Below are 19,404 nucleotides of genomic sequence, written 5' to 3' on the forward strand. Positions count from 1 at the left end.
CTATTCTGTCTCCTTATGAAATTGTTGGTAAAAATCAACCTTGACCTGGATAAAAGTTTCTAAGTCTCTTAAGAGTTGGAGCAAGGTGGCACGTGTTTCGAATTCTTCACGGGTCTTAGGAAGAGGACGTTCACGGAAGATCGCCAAATACTGACTAATATCATCTAGAAGATCTTGGGCAGGATTTTTCTGACTTAACTGTTGGGCCGTTTTCTTAAAAAGTTGAGCTAGGATTATGCTTTCACTCGCCGCTAACTGACAACGGTTGACGTTTTCTGCCATATTCCGCAGGATATCGTTTTGCCGCTTGCGCATTTCGAAGTAGTGAATATGGTAGTTAGTTTGGTGAAAGAGGTGGTTGGAATGGTCCAGATAGACTAGATTTAAAGCGTCCTCTAGGATACCATCCAACTCCTTAATCAAGCGAGCATCATTGCGACCATCCCCTTTACCAAGAAATTCCGCAAAACGAGCAAGGATCTTCTTTAGTTGGTCTTCGACAACATCATGGTAATGATCGATCGCGGCCTGATTAGAAGGCATATAGAGATTGGCCAGCAAGGCAAAGCTGGTCCCGATTAAAAAGAGGGCAAGTTCATTGAGCAAGAGCCCCCAGGAAGTAGACTGCTCAATTAAGAGATGGGTGACCAGCACCGTACTAGGCGTGATGCCGATCTGCCAACCCAATAGAAAGGCGCAAGGAACATAGAGAGCGATAAAGACTCCCAGTGCCCAGAGGTTGAATCCAAAAAAGGAAAAGGCGAGACTTCCGATAGCAAGGGCCAGCAAGGTCGACATAAAGCGCTGGTAGGCCTGCTTGATGGTACTGCGACGTGTATCAGAGATACTCAAGATGGCAATGACGCCAGCTGAGATGGCATAGGTCAAGCCCAGAGCATAAGCAAGGGCCGCTGCTAAACAGGTGGCCAAGGTGAGCTTGATGGTTCGTTGAAAAAGAGGCATGGCTTTCTTTCTAGTTCTGTTTGTTCATTGAGATAGATTTGATTTCATTATATCATGAATTGGCCTCTTCCTCCTTTCTTGTGGTATACTAGTTCTATGGAAAATAACGATATCGTATACGGTGTCCACGCAGTCACCGAGGCTTTACAAGCCAACACAGGCAATAAATTATATATTCAAGAAGACCTCCGAGGAAAAAATGTCGACAAAATCAAGGCCTTAGCAGCTGAGAAAAAAGTGTCGATTTCTTGGACGCCAAAGAAAACCCTGCAGGAAATGACGGAAGGAGCTGTTCACCAAGGCTTTGTTCTTCGTGTGGCAGCCTTTGCTTACACAGACTTGGCAGTGATTCTGAAACAGACAGCCCAAGAAGAGAACCCGCTTTTGTTGATTCTCGATGGCTTAACAGATCCGCACAATCTTGGATCTATCTTGCGGACAGCTGATGCGACCAATGTTTCAGGAGTTATCATTCCTAAGCACCGAGCGGTTGGAGTGACCCCAGTGGTGTCAAAAACTTCTACCGGAGCTGTGGAACACATTCCTATTGCGCGTGTGACCAATCTCAGCCAGACTCTAGACAAGCTCAAGGAAGAGGGCTTCTGGATCTTTGGAACCGACATGAACGGCACGCCATCTCACCAGTGGAATACGGCAGGCAAGTTAGCCTTGATCATTGGCAATGAAGGAAAAGGGATCTCAGCCAACATCAAAAAGCAAGTCGATGAGATGATCACCATTCCCATGAATGGTCATGTGCAAAGCCTCAATGCCAGTGTGGCAGCAGCCATCCTCATGTACGAGGTTTTTCGCAACCGACTATAATCCTAGAAAGGCAATGATATGAAACGAAAAATCTTATTGGTTGACGGCTATAATATGATTGCCTTTTGGCAGGAGACCCGCCAGCTCTTTCAAAAAAGTGAGCTCGATGCAGCCCGCAATATCCTTCTGCAAAAACTGAGCCACTATGCTAGCTTTGAAGGGATCGAAGTCATCTGTGTCTTTGATGCCCAGTATATGCCAGGAGTGCGACAGACCTATGAGGAGTTCAATGTTCAGGTGGTCTTTACAGGTGAGGATGAGACGGCAGATGACTATATCGAGCGCTTGGCGGCAGAGCTCAATACGCCCCTCCACCAAGTATCGGTAGCGACCAGTGACTTAAATGAGCAATGGACCGTCTTTGCTCAAGGAGCCCTTCGGGTATCTGCTAGAGAGTTAGAAAAACGGGTCGCAGTCGTCAAAGGAAACCTCAATCAGGCGCAGCGAGTGGTCAACGATCAAAAACCACCCATGCGACCACTCGATCACGAAGTATTGCGACAATTACAAGAAATGATGGGAGACAAGTAATGACATTTTCTATTTTGACAGATTCGACCGCAGATTTAGATCAGAACTGGGCCAAGGAACACCAGGTGACCATTCTTGGGTTGACCATTGAGTTAGATGGGACGGTTTACCAGACAGTTGGCCAAGGTCAATTGACCAGTCCTGAGCTTTTAGAAGCCATGAAAAATGGGGCCAAACCGACAACCAGTCAGGTCAATGTGGGCCAATTTCAGGAAACCTTTGAACAATTTGCCAAAGAAGGGAAAGATCTGCTTTATGTGGCCTTTTCATCGGTCTTATCTGGGACTTATCAGAGTGCAGTCATGGCACAAGACCTGGTTTTAGAAGACTATCCAGAAGCCGTGATCGAGATTGTCGATCCGAAGGCTGCTGGGATTGGAGAGGGATATCTGGTCATGCGGGCAGTAGCTGCGCGTGATGCAGGCCGTTCATTAGCAGAAGCCAAAGAAGAGATTATAGCTCTAGCGCCAAAACTGCGGACTTATTTCCTCGTCGATGATCTCTACCACCTCATGCGTGGAGGCCGTCTTTCAAAAAGTGCTGCGATCATGGGAAGTTTGGCCAGCATCAAACCCATTCTCTGGATAGATGCGGAAGGGAAATTAGTTCCTATTAGCAAGGTTCGGGGACGCAAAAAAGCTGTCCGAGAATTACTGGAGCTGATCAAAGCCGATATCGGTGAAAGCACAGCCTTGGTGTCTTATACCAACGATCTAGAAGGAGCCGAAGCATTGAAGCAAGAAATGCTTGCGCTTGAAGGCATCGATGAAGTCCTTGTGATGCCCCTTGGACCAGTTATTTCAGCCCACGTCGGCCCGAATTCCTTGATCGAATTTGTCATTGGAAAAGAAAATCGCAAATAATTTTCCAAATCGGTTGACTTTTATCTTAGAATTTTGATACAATAGTAGGCGGTATTGTTTACCCCATTTGTAAGGCCCCGGAACCTTTCAAATAACTTGCGGACCGGAACATCCGCCCTGTAAACAAAAACGACATTCATATAGGAGAAATCATGAACAAAACTACATTCATGGCTAAACCAGGCCAAGTAGAACGCAAATGGTACGTTGTTGACGCAACTGATGTACCTCTTGGACGCCTTTCAGCAGTTGTTGCTAGCGTGCTTCGCGGAAAAAACAAACCAACATTCACACCTCACACTGATACAGGTGACTTCGTAATCGTTATCAATGCTGAAAAAGTTAAATTGACTGGTAAAAAAGCAACTGATAAGATCTACTACACTCACTCAAACCACCCAGGTGGATTGAAATCAATCTCTGCTGGTGAACTTCGTTCTAAAAATGCAGTTCGTTTGATTGAGAAATCAGTTAAAGGTATGCTTCCACACAATACTCTTGGCCGCGCTCAAGGTATGAAATTGAAAGTATTCGTTGGAGCTGAGCACACTCACGCTGCACAACAACCAGAAGTTCTTGATATTTCAGGACTTATCTAAGGAAAGGAACAATAAAGTATGTCACAAGCACAATATGCAGGTACTGGACGTCGTAAAAACGCTGTTGCACGCGTTCGCCTTGTTCCAGGAACTGGTAAAATCACTGTTAACAAAAAAGATGTTGAAGAGTACATCCCACACGCTGACCTTCGTCTTGTAATCAACCAACCATTCGCAGTTACTTCAACTGCAGGTTCATACGACGTTTTCGTTAACGTTGTAGGTGGTGGATACGCAGGTCAAGCAGGAGCTATCCGTCACGGTATCGCTCGTGCCCTTCTTCAAGTAGACCCAGACTTCCGCGATTCATTGAAACGCGCAGGACTTCTTACACGTGACTCACGTAAAGTTGAACGTAAGAAACCAGGCTTGAAAAAAGCTCGTAAAGCATCACAATTTAGTAAACGTTAAAACTTATTTAAACTTATTGAAAGCATTTCGTATCAAAAATACGGGATGCTTTTTCTGTTCACCCCAAATTTTTGTAACTAGGTGATACTTGAAATTAATACAAATTTGGTTGTTTTTGATAAATCTAAGCAACACTACATGATGAAGTGAAAGGGGATGAATCTTTGATAGTATTCACTTATTGTGAAATATGATATATTTATTAATTAGATGGATGAATACTTCTAGAGTTAAATATAGTATAATAGGGACATACTTTTTGGTTTATTTTTGTTTGTAGTCGGATTATGAAAGAATATCCAATATTATGCGATAAGATAGAATGTTACAAAAAAGAAAGGGGATGCAATCCGATGAAGAAAGACAGATTAATTGTATTGACAGATGCTGTTCTAGCAATTATTATGACCATCTTGGTTTTAGAGTTAGAAAAACCAACAACACCAAGTCTTGAAGCTTTTTGGGATTTACGGCAAAATTTCTTTGCTTGTTTTCTTTCCTTTTTCTGGTTGGGATCGTTATGGATGGCACTAAACACATTATGGGAAAAGGTTGAGAAAATTTCCTCAGAAATTATTTGGTGGAATTTGTTTCTACTCTTGGAGCGGCAGGAGTTCTCTTTGGAGAATTTCATGCCATCCAAGATACCAGTCTGAATGATGTGGTGGACCGGATCTATATAAATGTCAAGGATTTACCGTTTCAGTCCTTGGGAGCTTTAGCTAACATCCTGTCTGATATTAAGAAGGGACTGATTCAAGACAGTCATATCTGGTCTTTCTTCCAGTCATTTTTCAAACAATATCAGTTGATAATCAGCTTAAATCAGATCTATCAGTTTGTCTATCTTTCTCTGATGGAGATCATGTCCTATCTTCACTTTGATTATTGGAAAAAAACGGCTCGGTCAGGAGCTAGTATGAATAAGGAGAACAAATGAAACGTTTAAAAATGTTATGGCATATTATGCAGGTTACGGGTTTTACTCGGTTTGCTCTGAGTTTTGTGACCTTTGTTTTTGGGTCAGGAGGCGTGCTTTTCCTAGTTGAACCTGCTATCACAAATTACGGAGACGGTCTTTGGTATGCTTTTGTGACTTCGACGACTGTCGGCTACGGGGATCTCCTAGCTGTGACCTTGATTGGAAGGATTACCAGTGTCTTCTTGACGATTTATGGGCTCATATTTTTTGGCTGTTTATCAGCTGTTATTTTTAATTATTATACCAATTTAAATAAGGAAAGAGGAGAGGACAAATGACTGCCAATTATTCAACACGGGAATACCGTGAGAAATTATACGATGACCTTCATGTTCGATTGAGAGATACAGCGATTTTGATGTGTGCAATTTTTATTGCCTCTATCGGACTAAATATGAATTCAACAGCTGTCATTATAGGAGCCATGTTGATTTCACCTCTCATGACACCGATTGTTGGACTGGGATTCGGTTTAGCTATTTTTGATACGCGTTTAATCAAGCAATCTCTAGAGGTTTTATTGACTCAAGTGTTGGTCAGTTTGCTTGTCTCGACTCTGTATTTCTGGATTTCTCCCTTGTCTTATGCAAGTAGCGAGTTGATTGCACGAACCTCTCCAACCATTTGGGATGTCCTCATTGCTATTGCTGGTGGGATTGCTGGTGTGATCGGTTCAAGGAAAAAAGAAGCAAACAATATCGTGCCAGGAGTAGCCATTGCTACAGCTCTGATGCCGCCTATCTGTACTGCTGGCTATGGTTTAGCTAATGGGAATGTACGATTTTTATTGGGGGCTCTCTATCTTTTCTTGATCAACTGTGTCTTTATCATGCTAGCCAACATTGTTGGAACAAGAATTTTGATGAGAAAATCTCCTTTAACTTCATTTAAAGAGCTGAGCATTAAAATGAGAATTGGCTTGATATCTTTGATTGTATTGTTGATTCTTCCAGCTAGCTATTCGGCAGTTACTCTGACAATAGAACAAGCGCGCAAAGAAGGGATCAAACAGTTTGTAGGAAAAGAGTTCGCCAATTATACGGTTATTAATCAAGTCTACAAGTCAAGTAACAATGAATTGGTCTTGACGGTTGTTGGAGATCCGATTTCAGAAGAAGAATTAGAAACACTCCACCAAAAACAAGCCTCTTACGGTATTCAATCTGTTCAATTGAAAGTGAATCAAGTTCAGAACTCGCCAACATTAGATAGTGAAGCGACCAAGGAATTTTATGAAAACATTGACAAGTATATTGATCAAAAACTCTCTGAAAAAGATTCACAAAACGATCTCGTAAAAGAAAATGAAGCAGACAAGGATTGAGGACAATGAACTGAATCGGTTTTTACGCCGTGTTTTTCTTGTATCTTCCTCTTTCTTACTTATAGCAGGTTGTTTTTGCTTGAATAAGAAATAAATTAGAAGTTCTATCATCTAAGAAAAATGATGAACAAAAAATCATTTAACTAATGGTGTGAACGTTTAGTGTTTATCAGCTCCATTCTCTGTAATTTTGGGGGTAAAATCCACACCATTCGGATAAAATTAGTTGAATTTGATTGGAAAAAAGCTTTTATAAAAGCGGAGAAAAGTCTTGATATTACGCTGTTTTTAGTCCAACTGAAATTCATACTTTCCAAACCAGGCTTGAAAAAGGCCCGTAAAGCATCACAATTTAGTAAACGTTAATTCGTTACTGGACAGCAGAATACAAACGAAAACACTTTGCATCTTGCAAGGTGTTTTTTTCTATGAGAACTGGCGGTGCGCAATTAGGATAGCTCTAGCGACTTTAGTCGCATAGAGATATGCTATGCACAGTTGCCTCAAGAAAACAATGCTTCTTGGTCCACCCTGTTAGACAAGCTTCAAAACCAAGGAATCCAACAGATTTCTCTTGTAGTTACAGATGGCTTTAAGGGGCTTGAGCAGATTATCAGTCAGGCTCACCCATTAGCTAAACAACAATGTTGCTTAATTCATATTAGTCGAAATCTAGCTAGTAAAGTGAAACGAGCAGATAGAGCGGTTATTCTGGGGCAATTTATAATGATTTATCGTGCTGAAAATTTAGAAATGGCAGGACAAGCTTTAGAGGACTTTCTCGCCGAATGGAAACCAAAGTATAGGAAAGTCATGGAAAGTCTGGAGAAGACGGATAATCTTTTAACTTTTTATCAGTTTCCCTACCAGATTTGGCACAGCATGTATTCGACAAACCTCATTGAGTCTCTTAACAAAGAAATCAAACATCAAACGAAAAAGAAGGTTCTTTTTCCTAATGAGGAGGCTCTGGAACGTTACTTAGTTACGTTGTTTGAAGATTATAATTTCAAGCAAAGTCAACGAATCCATAAAGGGTTTGGTCAATGTTCTGATACACTTGAAAGCTTATTTAATTAACACTCCGTAACTCTACTTAAGTGTTTACACATAATTATTGACAGTATCAAAAAATAAAGTATATTGTTTTCATCATAATATAATTAAATATCAGTATAGAGAATTTTATCTATATATCAGATATCAGCAATTGCTTTTGCTGTCATTTTTCGCTACAATAGTTACAAGGAGGAAATAAACATGTTAAAAGAAGTATTAAACGTCGCAAAAGTTGCGAAAAAATCATCTCTCTTCTTAGGAGGGGTAGCATTTGGGACGCTTGGCTTGAAAGTCTTAGCAAGTAAAGAAGCTAAGAAAGGCTATTCTAAGGCCTTGGCTAAAGCTTACAAATTGAAAGATGGACTGGATGCATCTGTTTCTGTTGTAAAACAACACGGTGATGATGTTTTACAAGACGCTAAATATTTATACGAACAGGAAAAGAAAGAAGAACAATTAGATAGCCTGACAGGTGAATAATATGTCTTTTAAAGTGCTACACAGAGGATATCAACATATCCGATTATCGTCCTCGTTTTCACTGACCTTGGATATTCAAGATTATCTTCGTTCCTTGGCTAAAGATGAAAAAGGGATCGACTCTATTCAGTTTTATATGGATCAGCAGCACTTTACTCTACGTATGAAAGAAGGCTTCTCTGTATTAGAAAATGCAGAGGCCTTTTTAAAAAAAATTGACAAGGGGAAAGTTTCGGACTTGATGACTCTTCCCATTCGTAGAGAAGAGAGTGCTTATTCAATTGTATCGGGTGCAGCGATTAAGCGTTTGCTGTTTCGAAGTTTTGTACCCTACCCTATTCGTTATATTTGGACTTGTTATCAGGCTTTGGGTTATGTCAAAGAAGCCTATCAAACTTTAGCGCGCAAGGAACTAACCATGGAGGTCTTGGACTGTTCGGCCATTTTGTTGTCCTTGTTTATGAACCAATCCAAGACAGCTAGCAACATCATGTTTATGCTTGATTTGGGTAATCATCTGGATCAGTGGTCTTTAAAAAAAACAGCAACAGATTTGGAACAAAGCCTTCTTGCTAAAGAAAGTGATGTTTTCTTAGTGCGGGGAGACATGGTCATCAGCATCAAGAGTTCTGATGTTCAAGTAGGTGATGTATTAGTTGTCTCCCAAGGGAATGAAATCTTGTTTGACGGGCAAGTGGTTTCAGGATTAGGCATGGTCAATGAGAGTTCCTTGACTGGAGAGAGCTTCCCTGTTGAAAAGAAAGAGGGAGATTCTGTATGTGCGAATACTGTTTTGGAAACAGGAGAGTTAAGAATTCGTGTGACTGATAATCAGATAAACAGTCGTATTTTGCAACTCATCAATCTGATGAAAAAATCTGAAGAGAGTAAGAAGACAAAACAACGTCATTTTATTAGGATGGCAGACAAGGTTGTAAAATATAACTTCTTAGGTGCTGGTTTGACTTATCTGTTAACAGGTTCGTTTTCAAAAGCCATTTCCTTTTTATTGGTGGATTTTTCATGTGCTCTAAAAATATCCACACCTGTAGCCTACCTTACGGCCATAAAGGAAGGTCTAAATCGAGAAATGGTTATTAAAGATGGTGATGTATTAGAAAAATATCTGGAAGTGGATACTTTCTTGTTTGATAAAACGGGTACCATCACGACGAGTTATCCTTTGGTTGAAAAGGTTCTTCCTTTCGGAGATTATACTGAGAAAGATATTTTAAGAATAAGTGCATGTTTGGAGGAACATATCTATCATCCTATTGCCAATGCAATTGTTAAACAAGCTGAAATTGAAGGCATTGAACACGAAGAAATGCATGGCAAGCTTCAGTATGTTGCAAGCAAAGGGATTAAATCGCAAATTGATGGTCAATCGGTTGTCATTGGAAATTATGTACTAATGCAAGACGAACAGGTAAGAATTAGTTCTGAGCAGCTGGCCTTGATTGAGCAATATAAGACTCATTACAATTTATTGTTTTTGGCTTATAAGAAAGAATTAATTGGGATGTTTTGTATCCACACTCCCTTGAGAAGCGAGGCGAAAGTTGCATTGAAAAAGCTAAAGCGCCAAGGGAAAAAACTGATTCTGGCAACTGGTGATACGTTGGCTAGAACAGAAGAGTTGGTTAAAGATCTGCCATTTGACAACGTTTATACTGATTTAAAACCAGATGGTAAGTTTCAGTTGGTTCAGGAATTACAGAAAGCTGGCCGAACTATTTTGATGGTTGGAGACGGGTTAAACGACTCTGCTGCCTTGACGCTTGCAGATATTGGGGTTGTGATGAATGAAAGTGCTGATATTTCTAAGCAGATGAGTGATATTTTATTATTAGATAATCGTTTAGATTTCTTCGAGGAATTGAATTCTTTATCTGAATCGTTGCAGAAATTAATTCAAAGAAATATTCAAGAAACAGTTGTAATAAATGGAAGTTTAATTGGATTTGGGTTGTTAAATTGGTTAAGCCCATCTAATCTTTCGATATTGCACAATCTGACTACTTTAAGAATCGTCCTTCGTAGTCTTTCTATTAAAAGTAGGTAAGAGACCGAGAAGCTGAGGTTATAAAAACTAAAAGGAGTTGTCTCATTTGAGAATAACGGCTCTTTGTCAACTGTAGTGGGTTGATGGAAAATTATACCCTGGAGAGGACCAAATTGGTTCTCTCCTTTTAAATATTGAAAAAACCATTGGCAGTGGACATACTTTAAGACTATATATTTCTGAAACTAGTTTCACAATACAAATATTGACATGCAATTATTAATTGGTGGATTTTAAGTTGACATCTACAAAGTTTAATGTTAGAATACATTCAAAAATATATTTGAATAAGGTGTTTTATGATTCAAAATATTGTTACTTCAATAATCCTGTATTCTGGGACAGCCGTAGACTTACTTATTATCCTAATGTTATTTTTTGCCAAAAGAAAAAGCAGAAAGGACATCATTAACATCTATTTAGGACAATTTCTAGGCTCTGTTAGTCTAATATTCCTAAGTTTGCTTTTTGCATTTGTCTTAAATTATATTCCTAGTAAAGAGATTTTAGGTTTACTCGGTTTGATTCCAATTTTCCTAGGCCTCAAAGTTTTGCTTTTAGGAGATTCTGATGGAGAAGCTATTGCAAAAGATGGTTTGCGAAAAGACAATAAAAACCTGATTTTTCTAGTCGCTATGATTACTTTTGCAAGTTGTGGCGCTGACAATATTGGTGTCTTTGTCCCATATTTTACCACCTTAAATTTAGCGAATTTGATAGTGACTTTACTTACTTTTCTAGTCATGATTTATCTCTTGGTTTTTTCTGCCCAAAAATTAGCACAAGTCCCTTCTGTTGGAGAAACTTTGGAAAAATATAGCAGATGGTTTATTGCCGTTGTCTATTTAGGATTGGGGATGTATATCCTGATTGAAAACAACAGCTTTGACATGCTATGGGCTGTGTTAGGCTAGGAGAAAAAATTATGAAAAAAGATAGTATCTGTCAAGTGGATGTTATAAATCAACAAAATGTTACAACCGCAACGAACTACCTTGAAAAGGAAAAAGTCCAAAAATCACTTCGCATTTTATCAAAATTTACCGATAATAAACAGATAAATATCATCTTTTATCTCCTTGCCGTCGAAGAACTCTGTGTCTGCGATATAGCCTGTTTATTAAATCTCAGTATGGCATCTGCCTCCCACCATCTTCGTAAACTAGCCAATCAAAACATCTTGGACACTAGAAGAGAGGGGAAAATTATATATTATTTTATAAAAGATGAGGAAATCAGAGATTTTTTTAATCAACTAGGATAACAACTATTTTTACTACTTTTCCATGATTATAGGGAGATTATATATGAAATTTTTTGATGAAAATTACTCACAAGAAATACCTACTCGTATTAAATGTTTAAGAAAAAAGTATAATTTAAAGCAAAGCGACCTAGGTAATGCAGGTCAAGTTAGGCAAATTGAAAAGGGAGAAATTTGAAAGAATTTGTATCTTTTATTTTTTGTTTCATTTATGCCCTATGCTACTGGAATAGTTAGTAGTCATTTCATGAATCATACGGCACAGCTCTTTTATGGACTGATCGTTATTGTTTCAACGGTAGCAAACTGGTTTTTACATAAAGTAATTGATAAACCCAATATAGATCAGAAAGAATTACTTGAAGCTACCGCACAATATAGGAAGTTATTGATACCTGACCTAATAATTAAAGGAGTGGGATTGATTCTATCTTTAATTGTCTATCCTCCGATTATGATGTATAGTGTTTTAATTGCGGCATTTTACATCATAACTTTAAAAACACTATCCGAAAAAAGAGTGAATAACTAAAAAACGGTGACCAAAGTTAGGTGTATTATTTTAATGCTTAGAGACCTAAACTATTCCCTATTTTAAAAATATTGATTCAGATTTTATGAAATTAAAAAGTAGATATTGTTCAGAAAATCCTTGATATTACGCTGTTTTTAGTCCAACTGAAATCCATACTTTCCAAACCAGGTCTTAAGAAAGCTCGTAAAGCTTCACAATTTAGTAAACGTTAATTCGAAAGAATTACAATATTTACAAAGAACACCTTTCGAGGTGTTCTTTTTATGTTTTCATACTAAATTGTGGCAGTTGACGTAGTTGTTGTGGCTTTAGCCACTTACAAATACGGCTGCAATTCGACGAAGTCAATTGCCTCTAAACGTTAATTCGTTGCTGGAAAGCAGAATACAAACGAAAACACTTTGCATCTTGCAAGGTGTTTTTTGTATGAGAACTAGCGGTGCGCAATTAGGATAGCTCTAGCGACTTTAGTCGCGTAGAGATATGCTATGCACAGTTGCCCCAAGAAAACAAGCGAAGCGATATTTGAATGGATAGCAACCACTGCACGCAAAATGTTAATTCGAAAGAATTACTATACTTACAAAGAGCACCCTTCGGGGTGTTTTTTCTATACCTAAGATAAATGGAAAATAAAAACCCACCCTATCTTCCACGGTCAAACATGACTGTAGAAAATAGAGTGGGTCTAGGATGTTAAAGACTATTTGTCTTCTTTATGAAAGATATTTTTAACGCCCTTGATAGCTCCTTCGACAGCTTCTTTTGCATCTTCAGCAACTTCTTTTGCTTTTGAAGCAACTTTTTCAGCAGTGCCTTCAGCTTCTGTTTTTGTATCACCGGTTAATTTACCGAAGCCTTCTTTAACAGAACCCTTCACTTGGTTCAATTTTTCTTCTAATGACATAGCGTCACCTCCGTTAAGTAAATAGTTTTTTAATCTGAATTTAAGACAGTTCATTTAAAAAATTAAAACTATTTAGTTCAGATTAGTATAATTATATGCCCTCTGAAATGGAAAGTCAAATATCCGCTCCGGCATTCTAATAATAGGGATGAGGTCTGAATAATGATCGACTAATAGGTCACGACTTTCAGGATTTCCAGCAAAGATAACGAAAGAAGCCAAAAACTTTTCTGTCTCCAATAAAATAAATGGTATAATGGTCGTGAATGGATACATCGTAACGCTATTTTTTGAAAAAGAGAAGAGAAACATGAAAAGAATCCTCAAAACCTACCCCGTTGTCAGTACTTTGTCTTTAACTTGTTTGTTGCTCGGCCTGTTGACTTCCTTTTATGGGGATGCTATGTACGACCTATTGGCTTTTCATTCAAAGCCGGTGTATGGTTGGCAATATGTCAGTGGGACCCTGATGCACGGTAGTAAAGGAGCCCCTATCTGGTTTTTATGGGTCCATTTGTTGTTAAATGGACTCATGATCCTTCCCTTCGGAGGACTGCTAGAAAGAAATAGAGGCTCCAGACAAGTCTTAATCGTTTTTGTGACGGCGACAGTCCTCTCTTCCATCGTTTTTCACTTTTTAACCCAGGAGCAGGACATTCAGGCAACAGGGATCTCTGCTGTAGGATACGCCTTTGTGACCGGAGGGGTTATGATCCTGCCAAACGTGTGGAAAGAATTTTCACGTACCGTAAAATGGCTTTATCTATTCTTGATTTTTCTATCTGGCCTCATGCTCTTACCAGTAATCACCGGATGGATATCAACACTATTGCATCTTTCAGGGATTGTGAGTTATCTATTGGTCTTTATCGGAAGTAAAGGATTGAAGGGGAGGAGCTAACTATTAAGATGGCTCCTCAGTAAGGTTTTCATCGTACTTCCTTGACTCTTCTTCTACCGGGCCGTATAATATTCTATATCAATGAAGAAATCACCTTTTGTCATTGTGCAAAGGGTGATTTTATAACGAAAAAAAGGAGACACAATGGGGTATATCTCTACGATCAAAACAGCTGTTCAGCTCTTTCCTTTTCTGGCATTTTTGCTGACCTTGCCCTACATGATTTTGAATTATCGAAAATATGGTTCGGTCAATAAATTGCGGGTGCTGATTTTCTATTCTTTTATGCTTTACTTGATGACGGTCTATCTCTTGGTGATCTTGCCTCTGCCGGATCCAAGTAAGATTCATACCATCTACTCGGAAATGGTCAATCTCCATCCCTTTGCTTTTGTGGTGGATTTTTTCAAGGAGAGCCCCTTTGATTTAGCGCAGACTGGTACATGGATTCAAGCCCTTAAGCATCCAACTTTTTATGTGCCCGCCTTTAATGTTCTGATGTTGATTCCTTTTGGGATGTATCTACGCTATTATTTCAAGTGTGGTTTTAAGAAAACGATTCTTCTGACAGCCCTCTTTAGTCTCTTTTTGGAGTTGACCCAGTTATCAGGTCTCTATTTTATGTATCCGGGTCCTTACCGCCTGGCAGATGTTGATGATATTATTCAAAATACTACCGGTGGTGGAGTGGGTTATCTGCTCGGTTGGTTCCTGGTTTGGTTATTGCCAACAAGAGACGAAATTGACGAGCATTCTTTCCGAGTAGGGACGAAAGTATCTGGTTTCCGGATGGGTCTTGCCTTCTTGATCGACTTTGTGATGCTATCCTTGCTTTACGCGGTAATCGAGCGTTTAGAGACGATTCCTTATGTAGCGGTTTTGGCTGTTTATTTTGCCTTGATTCCCTTGTGGCGGGGCAGAACCTTGGGAATGGCTTTATTGAAATTCCGCTTGCATTTTGACAAGCAAAAATGGCTTCGCACCATCTGGCGGGGAATCCTAGTAGTAGGTTATTTCTATCTGATTCCTCAAGGGTTGTTCTATTTGATTTCGCTCTTGAATAGCGACTTGACGGACAATTCCCTCTTAACCCTGTCCATGATTTTATTGCTCTTCTTTATGCTTTTATTGTACCTGATTCTCACTCTTGCCATCGTCTTACTCAATCGTCGCTTTCCCTTTGACCGTCTAGCTGGGGCTGAGTATGAGAGTACGGTGCGCGTGAAGAAAGAGCTCTTAAAGGATGAAACTGAATCATCAAAATAGAGAGAGTGGGACAGAAATCGGTAATTCGTTAGAATTTGATTTCGTCGTCTCACCTCCGCACAGTTGAGTAGGGCTGTAAAAGCTGATGAAATCAGCGTAGTAGAGCCCACTCAACCACTGCGTCTTGCTCGACAATCCAAAAACAATTGAGAGGCTAGGACTTTTGTCCCAGCCTCTTTATTTTTTTATACACATAAAAATATACGAACGTTCCCAGTTGAGAAGGGCGATTTTAAGGGGATTGTGCTACAATGGAAGCAAATAGATAGAATGGAGCAGTGAAATGAAAGCAATTATTACAGTCGTTGGTAAAGACCAAAAAGGAATCGTAGCGGGTGTTGCAACGAAAGTAGCAGAATTAGGACTCAATATCGATGATATCTCTCAAACTGTATTGGATGAATACTTTACCATGATGGCGGTCGTATCGTCAGATGAGAAAAAAGATTTCACACAGCTTCGTTCAGAGTTGGAAGAATTCGGTCAGTCTCTGCATGTGAAAATCAATATCCAAAGCGCAGCGATTTTTGATGCTATGCACAATTTGTAAGATAGGGGTTGAGAATTTATGGACATTAGACAGGTAACAGAAACCATTGCCATGATTGAGGAGCAGAACTTCGATGTTCGGACCATCACCATGGGGATCTCCCTTCTAGATTGTATCGATCCAGATATCGAAAAGGCGGCAGAAAAAGTCTACAATAAGATTGTGACAAAGGCCAAGGACTTAGTGGCTGTTGGGGATGAGATTGCGGCAGAGCTCGGTATTCCAATTGTGAACAAACGGGTTTCGGTCACTCCAATTTCCATTATCGGGGCGGCAACCAATGCGACAGATTATGTGCCCTTTGCCAAGGCACTAGATCGTGCGGCCAAAGAAGTTGGGGTCAACTTTATCGGTGGCTTCTCAGCCCTTGTTCAAAAAGGCTACCAAAAAGGGGATGAAATCCTCATTAATTCCATTCCTCGCGCCCTTGCAGAGACAGATTTTGTCTGCTCTTCAGTCAATATTGGATCGACCAAGACGGGGATCAATATGACAGCTGTCCGAGATATGGGCCGTATCATTAAAGAAGCATCCCAAGCAGATCCAATGGGGCCTGGTAAGCTCGTAGTTTTTGCCAATGCAGTAGAAGATAATCCCTTTATGGCGGGGGCCTTCCACGGTGTCGGTGAAGCGGATGTTGTCATCAACGTTGGGGTTTCAGGACCTGGTGTCGTCCAACGGGCCATCGAAAAAGTACCAGGCGCTAGCTTTGATGTATTGGCTGAAACAGTCAAGAAGACAGCCTTCAAGATTACCCGTGTTGGGCAATTAGTGGGGCAAATGGCAAGTGAACGACTAGGAGTAGAGTTTGGGATTGTAGACTTGTCTCTAGCGCCAACACCAGCTGTTGGGGATTCGGTTGCTCGTGTCCTCGAAGCCATGGGGCTTGAAGTAGTAGGAACCCACGGGACAACAGCAGCCCTAGCTCTGCTCAATGACCAAGTGAAAAAAGGCGGGATCATGGCTTGTAACCAAGTCGGTGGTTTGTCAGGTGCCTTCATTCCGGTCTCAGAAGATGAAGGGATGATTGCGGCGGTCCAATCCGGTCATATCAACCTGGAAAAATTGGAAGCCATGACAGCTATCTGCTCAGTTGGTCTGGATATGATTGCCATCCCAGCTGATACTCCAGATACAACCATTGCGGCCATGATCGCCGACGAAGCAGCTATCGGAGTGATCAACCAAAAGACAACAGCCGTTCGGATCATTCCTTATGGAAAAGAGGGCGATATGTTAGAGCTTGGAGGACTTCTTGGATCTGCTCCGGTAATGAAGGTTAACAAAGCTTCATCAGCTGACTTTATTGCCCGTGGTGGTCAAATTCCAGCTCCAGTTCATAGCTTTAAAAACTAAGAGAAATCTAGTATAATAGAAGAAAATAGAAAAGTCTGTGATAATGAAACTCCAGACTTTTTTCTTGCAAAAGGAGACAAGATGGCTAAAACAAGATTATTTGTGATTCGTCATGGGAGAACCATGTTTAATACCATTGGCCGTGCTCAAGGTTGGTCAGATACACCCTTGACAGCAGAAGGAGAACGAGGGATTCAAGCTCTAGGAATCGGCTTGCGTGAGTCCGGTTTGGAGTTTACTCGAGCTTATTCCAGTGATTCAGGCCGTGCCATTCAGACCATGGGGATCATTCTTGATGAATTGGGCTTGAAAGACCAGATTCCTTATCGCTTTGACAAACGGATCCGCGAGTGGTGTTTTGGTAGCTTTGATGGGGCCTACGGTGGGGAGCTCTTTCACGGTGTTGTGCCACGCGTGCTAGATGTAGAAGACTATAAGACTTTGACCTTGGAAGACTTGGCCAATGGAATTTGCCAAGTGGATACAGCGGATTGGGCTGAACCTTGGGAAGTCTTGAAAAACCGAATCCTAGAAGGTTTTGAAGCTATTGCCAAAGAAGTAGAAGAAAATGGTGGAGGCAATGCCTTGGTTGTCAGCCATAGTTGGACCATTCAGACCTTGGTCTGCTTGATCGAAGGAAAACCAAATCTCAATCTGCCTCTTTCAAACGGTAGTGTTACCCTTGTAGAATATGAAGATGGAGTATTGACGGTTAAGGGGATTGGAGATAGCAGTTACCGTGAGGTCGGTGAAAGCTTGCAAGAATCCTAGTCCGTCCTGAAAGGCTGACCCTTTGGTCATGGCCTTTTCTTTTTCACAAAACTTGTAAGAGCTTTCCTACTTTCTTTTTGCAAAAAATGATATAATGAAAGAGATACATACGGAGGTAATACAATGACAAAAACCAGATTATATATTGCTCGTCATGGAAAAACCATGTTTAATACCATTGGACGGGCACAGGGCTGGTCAGACACTCCGCTGACAGAAGCAGGAGAACATGGAATTCGAGAATTAGGACTTGGTCTCAAGGAAACTGGGCTTTCTTTTGAAGAGGCTGTTTCGAGTGATTCTGGACGCACCATTCAAACTATGGGAATTATTCTTCAAGAACTTGGTCTGACAGGAAAAATCCCTTATCGTTATGACAAACGGATCCGCGAGTGGTGTTTTGGTAGTTTTGACGGTGCTTATGATGGTGATCTCTTTATGGGGGTCTTACCCCGTGTCTTTAAGGTCGATGATTTCCATCAGTTGAGCCTGATGGAGTTAGCAGAAGGGATCGTCGAAGTGGATACCACTGGTTGGGCTGAATCCTGGGGTACCTTGAGTAGTCGGATCAAAGAAGGTTTTGAAGCCATCGCAAAAGAGGTAGAAGCAGCTGGCGGTGGCAATGCTATTGTGGTCAGCCATGGCATGACGATTACGACCTTGATTTATCTCATCGATCCAAAAGCGGTCGAAGAATTGGTCTTGGACAACGGAAGCGTGACGGTTTTGGCCTATGAAGATGGTGCCTTTCATATTGAAAAGATTGGGGATATGTCCTATCGTAAGGTTGGAGCAAAACTTCTAGAGGGTAGCTATGACGAATAAGTATAGACGCGCAAGAAAAAAACGTAAGAAATGGTGGCCTTACCTATTGAGTTTCTTTCTTCTTGTGGTCCTTGGATCAGGAATTGGTGTTTACTTAGCGAAGCCAAACTTGTTTTCAGGGCTTCAGTTTTGGAAGGCTAAAAAAACAGCTGTAACGACTCCCTCTTCTTCTAAGAAAAAGGAAGAAAAATCAGATTTGCCAGCCGTTTCGACAAAAGACTGGCAGTTGATCTTGGTCAATCGTGATAATGTGAAGCCTGAGCTGAACCCACAATTAACAGATGTGGATGCTATCAAAGTGGATAGTCGGATTGTAGAACCAACTCGTCAATTTTTAGAAGCAGCTCGCAAAATTGCCCCAGAAGAAACCTTGATATCAGGCTATCGAAGTGTGGCCGAGCAAACAGAGCTCTATAATGAGCGTGTTGCGCAACTAGAGGCTAGCGGCCTTTCGCACGAAGAAGCTGAAAAGCAGGTGCAGACCCAGGTACAGGTCCCTGGTGCGAGTGAACACCAGACAGGACTTGCCATTGATATGAGTGTCGAAGCTGGCCAAAGTGATGAGTTGGGCATGCAGCTGGCTGCCATCGCACCGCAATATGGCTTTGTGCTTCGCTACCCAGATGGGAAGAGCAACATCACGGGTGTGAATTTTGAGAATTGGCATTTCCGTTATGTTGGCGTAGAAAATGCTCAGTATATGGCCAAGCATCAGCTAGTATTGGAAGAATATATTCAGCTATTGAAAAAAGCTGGCAAATAAGAGGAGATTCACTTCTCTAGGTCTTAAGAATGATTTTTAGCACTCTTGAAAAAAGAGTGCTAATTTTTTGGATTTTTCTCTTGACTTTCTTTTGGATGGGTGTATAATAGAATCAAGGTTTAGCACTTGAGTGTTTAGAGTGCTAAAAAATGAAAGAGAGGTGA

At 40.6% G+C, this 19,404-nt stretch carries 25 protein-coding genes; 23 read left to right on the forward strand and 2 right to left on the reverse strand.

The features are described from left to right. Positions 1 to 963, reverse strand: a complete 963-nt coding sequence (locus NML76_RS06815; protein ID WP_254733089.1) for an aromatic acid exporter family protein — start codon at positions 961 to 963, stop codon at positions 1 to 3. A gap of 96 nt (positions 964 to 1,059) precedes the next feature. Here NML76_RS06815 and rlmB point away from each other — a divergent pair, with 96 nt between their 5' ends. The 16 genes from rlmB (at position 1,060) to NML76_RS06890 (ending at position 11,898) form a co-directional block, all read left to right on the forward strand. After that, positions 1,060 to 1,788, forward strand: coding sequence for a 23S rRNA (guanosine(2251)-2'-O)-methyltransferase RlmB (gene rlmB, locus NML76_RS06820; RefSeq protein ID WP_042760193.1), 729 nt, complete (start codon positions 1,060 to 1,062; stop codon positions 1,786 to 1,788). A gap of 18 nt (positions 1,789 to 1,806) precedes the next feature. Further along, a complete protein-coding gene (locus NML76_RS06825) occupies positions 1,807 to 2,319 on the forward strand; it encodes an NYN domain-containing protein (protein ID WP_003004212.1) in 513 nt (170 codons plus the stop codon). Continuing rightward, the gene (locus NML76_RS06830; RefSeq protein ID WP_254733092.1) at positions 2,319 to 3,182 is read left to right on the forward strand and encodes a DegV family protein; all 864 of its coding nucleotides are present in this window, start codon (positions 2,319 to 2,321) and stop codon (positions 3,180 to 3,182) included. The genes NML76_RS06825 and NML76_RS06830 overlap by 1 nt, the downstream gene beginning before the upstream one ends. Before the next feature lie 152 nt (positions 3,183 to 3,334). Continuing rightward, positions 3,335 to 3,781, forward strand: coding sequence for a 50S ribosomal protein L13 (gene rplM, locus NML76_RS06835; RefSeq protein WP_002876943.1), 447 nt, complete (start codon positions 3,335 to 3,337; stop codon positions 3,779 to 3,781). Positions 3,782 to 3,799: 18 nt separating this feature from the next. Then, positions 3,800 to 4,192: a 30S ribosomal protein S9 gene (rpsI, locus tag NML76_RS06840; RefSeq protein ID WP_002893764.1), complete on the forward strand. Its 393-nt coding sequence runs from the start codon at positions 3,800 to 3,802 to the stop codon at positions 4,190 to 4,192. A gap of 353 nt (positions 4,193 to 4,545) precedes the next feature. Next, positions 4,546 to 4,848, forward strand: coding sequence for a TMEM175 family protein (locus NML76_RS06845; RefSeq protein WP_006151097.1), 303 nt, complete (start codon positions 4,546 to 4,548; stop codon positions 4,846 to 4,848). Further along, positions 4,773 to 5,132 carry a hypothetical protein gene (locus NML76_RS06850; RefSeq protein ID WP_000397555.1) on the forward strand — a complete coding sequence of 120 codons (360 nt, stop codon included), beginning with the start codon at positions 4,773 to 4,775 and terminating at the stop codon, positions 5,130 to 5,132. Before NML76_RS06845 ends, NML76_RS06850 begins: the two co-directional genes overlap by 76 nt. Continuing rightward, positions 5,129 to 5,452, forward strand: coding sequence for a potassium channel family protein (locus NML76_RS06855; protein ID WP_000825751.1), 324 nt, complete (start codon positions 5,129 to 5,131; stop codon positions 5,450 to 5,452). Before NML76_RS06850 ends, NML76_RS06855 begins: the two co-directional genes overlap by 4 nt. Beyond that, positions 5,449 to 6,498 carry a DUF389 domain-containing protein gene (locus NML76_RS06860; RefSeq protein ID WP_000126416.1) on the forward strand — a complete coding sequence of 350 codons (1,050 nt, stop codon included), beginning with the start codon at positions 5,449 to 5,451 and terminating at the stop codon, positions 6,496 to 6,498. Before NML76_RS06855 ends, NML76_RS06860 begins: the two co-directional genes overlap by 4 nt. 477 nt (positions 6,499 to 6,975) lie before the next feature. Next, on the forward strand, positions 6,976 to 7,578 hold the full coding sequence (locus NML76_RS06865) for a transposase (protein WP_255260894.1): 603 nt from the start codon (positions 6,976 to 6,978) through the stop codon (positions 7,576 to 7,578). 180 nt (positions 7,579 to 7,758) lie between these two features. Continuing rightward, entirely contained in the window at positions 7,759 to 8,037 is a 279-nt protein-coding gene (locus tag NML76_RS06870) for a DUF6110 family protein (protein ID WP_002893755.1), read from the forward strand. 1 nt (position 8,038) lies between these two features. After that, the gene (locus tag NML76_RS06875; RefSeq protein WP_002893754.1) at positions 8,039 to 10,102 is read left to right on the forward strand and encodes a heavy metal translocating P-type ATPase; all 2,064 of its coding nucleotides are present in this window, start codon (positions 8,039 to 8,041) and stop codon (positions 10,100 to 10,102) included. A gap of 299 nt (positions 10,103 to 10,401) precedes the next feature. Continuing rightward, positions 10,402 to 11,016 carry a CadD family cadmium resistance transporter gene (locus NML76_RS06880; RefSeq protein ID WP_002911684.1) on the forward strand — a complete coding sequence of 205 codons (615 nt, stop codon included), beginning with the start codon at positions 10,402 to 10,404 and terminating at the stop codon, positions 11,014 to 11,016. A gap of 11 nt (positions 11,017 to 11,027) precedes the next feature. Beyond that, the gene (gene cadX, locus NML76_RS06885) at positions 11,028 to 11,366 is read left to right on the forward strand and encodes a Cd(II)/Zn(II)-sensing metalloregulatory transcriptional regulator CadX (protein ID WP_000711078.1); all 339 of its coding nucleotides are present in this window, start codon (positions 11,028 to 11,030) and stop codon (positions 11,364 to 11,366) included. Between the two features lie 43 nt (positions 11,367 to 11,409). After that, complete coding sequence (locus tag NML76_RS10240) at positions 11,410 to 11,544, forward strand: hypothetical protein (protein WP_023024363.1); 135 nt, start codon at positions 11,410 to 11,412, stop codon at positions 11,542 to 11,544. A 33-nt stretch (positions 11,545 to 11,577) separates the two neighbouring features. Beyond that, the gene (locus NML76_RS06890) at positions 11,578 to 11,898 is read left to right on the forward strand and encodes a hypothetical protein (protein ID WP_002927831.1); all 321 of its coding nucleotides are present in this window, start codon (positions 11,578 to 11,580) and stop codon (positions 11,896 to 11,898) included. A 706-nt stretch (positions 11,899 to 12,604) separates the two neighbouring features. Here the strand turns inward: NML76_RS06890 and NML76_RS06895 are convergent. Beyond that, on the reverse strand, positions 12,605 to 12,808 hold the full coding sequence (locus NML76_RS06895) for a CsbD family protein (RefSeq protein WP_023919356.1): 204 nt from the start codon (positions 12,806 to 12,808) through the stop codon (positions 12,605 to 12,607). A gap of 310 nt (positions 12,809 to 13,118) precedes the next feature. Between NML76_RS06895 and NML76_RS06900 the strand changes: the two genes are divergently transcribed. The 7 genes from NML76_RS06900 to NML76_RS06930 all read left to right on the forward strand — a co-directional run bounded on the left by NML76_RS06900 (position 13,119) and on the right by NML76_RS06930 (position 19,240). Further along, a complete protein-coding gene (locus tag NML76_RS06900) occupies positions 13,119 to 13,709 on the forward strand; it encodes a rhomboid family intramembrane serine protease (RefSeq protein ID WP_042759775.1) in 591 nt (196 codons plus the stop codon). Positions 13,710 to 13,853: 144 nt separating this feature from the next. Further along, entirely contained in the window at positions 13,854 to 14,975 is a 1,122-nt protein-coding gene (locus NML76_RS06905; RefSeq protein ID WP_254733095.1) for a VanZ family protein, read from the forward strand. 283 nt (positions 14,976 to 15,258) lie between these two features. Continuing rightward, positions 15,259 to 15,525, forward strand: a complete 267-nt coding sequence (locus tag NML76_RS06910; protein WP_003004214.1) for an ACT domain-containing protein — start codon at positions 15,259 to 15,261, stop codon at positions 15,523 to 15,525. Between the two features lie 18 nt (positions 15,526 to 15,543). After that, entirely contained in the window at positions 15,544 to 16,881 is a 1,338-nt protein-coding gene (locus tag NML76_RS06915; RefSeq protein ID WP_070595600.1) for a PFL family protein, read from the forward strand. Positions 16,882 to 16,962: 81 nt separating this feature from the next. After that, positions 16,963 to 17,652, forward strand: a complete 690-nt coding sequence (locus tag NML76_RS06920) for a histidine phosphatase family protein (protein WP_195189880.1) — start codon at positions 16,963 to 16,965, stop codon at positions 17,650 to 17,652. Between the two features lie 123 nt (positions 17,653 to 17,775). Beyond that, a complete protein-coding gene (locus NML76_RS06925) occupies positions 17,776 to 18,477 on the forward strand; it encodes a histidine phosphatase family protein (protein ID WP_254733098.1) in 702 nt (233 codons plus the stop codon). Beyond that, positions 18,467 to 19,240: a M15 family metallopeptidase gene (locus tag NML76_RS06930; protein WP_254733101.1), complete on the forward strand. Its 774-nt coding sequence runs from the start codon at positions 18,467 to 18,469 to the stop codon at positions 19,238 to 19,240. The genes NML76_RS06925 and NML76_RS06930 overlap by 11 nt, the downstream gene beginning before the upstream one ends. The last annotated feature ends 164 nt before the right edge of the window (positions 19,241 to 19,404 follow it).

Source organism: Streptococcus sp. CF8_Ac1-9 (genome assembly GCF_024295565.1).
Lineage (GTDB): Bacteria > Bacillota > Bacilli > Lactobacillales > Streptococcaceae > Streptococcus > Streptococcus parasanguinis_X.

What these genes read in the sequence shown, in the direction of transcription:
- NML76_RS06845 (WP_006151097.1), top strand. Translation starts at nt 4,546, where the DNA reads ATGAAGAAAGACAGATTAATTGTATTGACAGATGCTGTTCTAGCAATT.
- NML76_RS06875 (WP_002893754.1), top strand. Translation starts at nt 8,039, where the DNA reads ATGTCTTTTAAAGTGCTACACAGAGGATATCAACATATCCGATTATCG.
- NML76_RS06905 (WP_254733095.1), top strand. Translation starts at nt 13,854, where the DNA reads ATGGGGTATATCTCTACGATCAAAACAGCTGTTCAGCTCTTTCCTTTT.
- NML76_RS06915 (WP_070595600.1), top strand. Translation starts at nt 15,544, where the DNA reads ATGGACATTAGACAGGTAACAGAAACCATTGCCATGATTGAGGAGCAG.
- NML76_RS06830 (WP_254733092.1), top strand. Translation starts at nt 2,319, where the DNA reads ATGACATTTTCTATTTTGACAGATTCGACCGCAGATTTAGATCAGAAC.
- NML76_RS06910 (WP_003004214.1), top strand. Translation starts at nt 15,259, where the DNA reads ATGAAAGCAATTATTACAGTCGTTGGTAAAGACCAAAAAGGAATCGTA.
- NML76_RS06895 (WP_023919356.1), bottom strand. Translation starts at nt 12,808, where the DNA reads ATGTCATTAGAAGAAAAATTGAACCAAGTGAAGGGTTCTGTTAAAGAA.
- NML76_RS06825 (WP_003004212.1), top strand. Translation starts at nt 1,807, where the DNA reads ATGAAACGAAAAATCTTATTGGTTGACGGCTATAATATGATTGCCTTT.
- NML76_RS06815 (WP_254733089.1), bottom strand. Translation starts at nt 963, where the DNA reads ATGCCTCTTTTTCAACGAACCATCAAGCTCACCTTGGCCACCTGTTTA.
- NML76_RS06920 (WP_195189880.1), top strand. Translation starts at nt 16,963, where the DNA reads ATGGCTAAAACAAGATTATTTGTGATTCGTCATGGGAGAACCATGTTT.
- rlmB (WP_042760193.1), top strand. Translation starts at nt 1,060, where the DNA reads ATGGAAAATAACGATATCGTATACGGTGTCCACGCAGTCACCGAGGCT.
- NML76_RS06870 (WP_002893755.1), top strand. Translation starts at nt 7,759, where the DNA reads ATGTTAAAAGAAGTATTAAACGTCGCAAAAGTTGCGAAAAAATCATCT.
- NML76_RS06930 (WP_254733101.1), top strand. Translation starts at nt 18,467, where the DNA reads ATGACGAATAAGTATAGACGCGCAAGAAAAAAACGTAAGAAATGGTGG.
- rpsI (WP_002893764.1), top strand. Translation starts at nt 3,800, where the DNA reads ATGTCACAAGCACAATATGCAGGTACTGGACGTCGTAAAAACGCTGTT.
- NML76_RS06855 (WP_000825751.1), top strand. Translation starts at nt 5,129, where the DNA reads ATGAAACGTTTAAAAATGTTATGGCATATTATGCAGGTTACGGGTTTT.
- NML76_RS06860 (WP_000126416.1), top strand. Translation starts at nt 5,449, where the DNA reads ATGACTGCCAATTATTCAACACGGGAATACCGTGAGAAATTATACGAT.
- NML76_RS06880 (WP_002911684.1), top strand. Translation starts at nt 10,402, where the DNA reads ATGATTCAAAATATTGTTACTTCAATAATCCTGTATTCTGGGACAGCC.
- NML76_RS06925 (WP_254733098.1), top strand. Translation starts at nt 17,776, where the DNA reads ATGACAAAAACCAGATTATATATTGCTCGTCATGGAAAAACCATGTTT.
- NML76_RS06900 (WP_042759775.1), top strand. Translation starts at nt 13,119, where the DNA reads ATGAAAAGAATCCTCAAAACCTACCCCGTTGTCAGTACTTTGTCTTTA.
- cadX (WP_000711078.1), top strand. Translation starts at nt 11,028, where the DNA reads ATGAAAAAAGATAGTATCTGTCAAGTGGATGTTATAAATCAACAAAAT.
- rplM (WP_002876943.1), top strand. Translation starts at nt 3,335, where the DNA reads ATGAACAAAACTACATTCATGGCTAAACCAGGCCAAGTAGAACGCAAA.
- NML76_RS06890 (WP_002927831.1), top strand. Translation starts at nt 11,578, where the DNA reads ATGCCCTATGCTACTGGAATAGTTAGTAGTCATTTCATGAATCATACG.
- NML76_RS10240 (WP_023024363.1), top strand. Translation starts at nt 11,410, where the DNA reads ATGAAATTTTTTGATGAAAATTACTCACAAGAAATACCTACTCGTATT.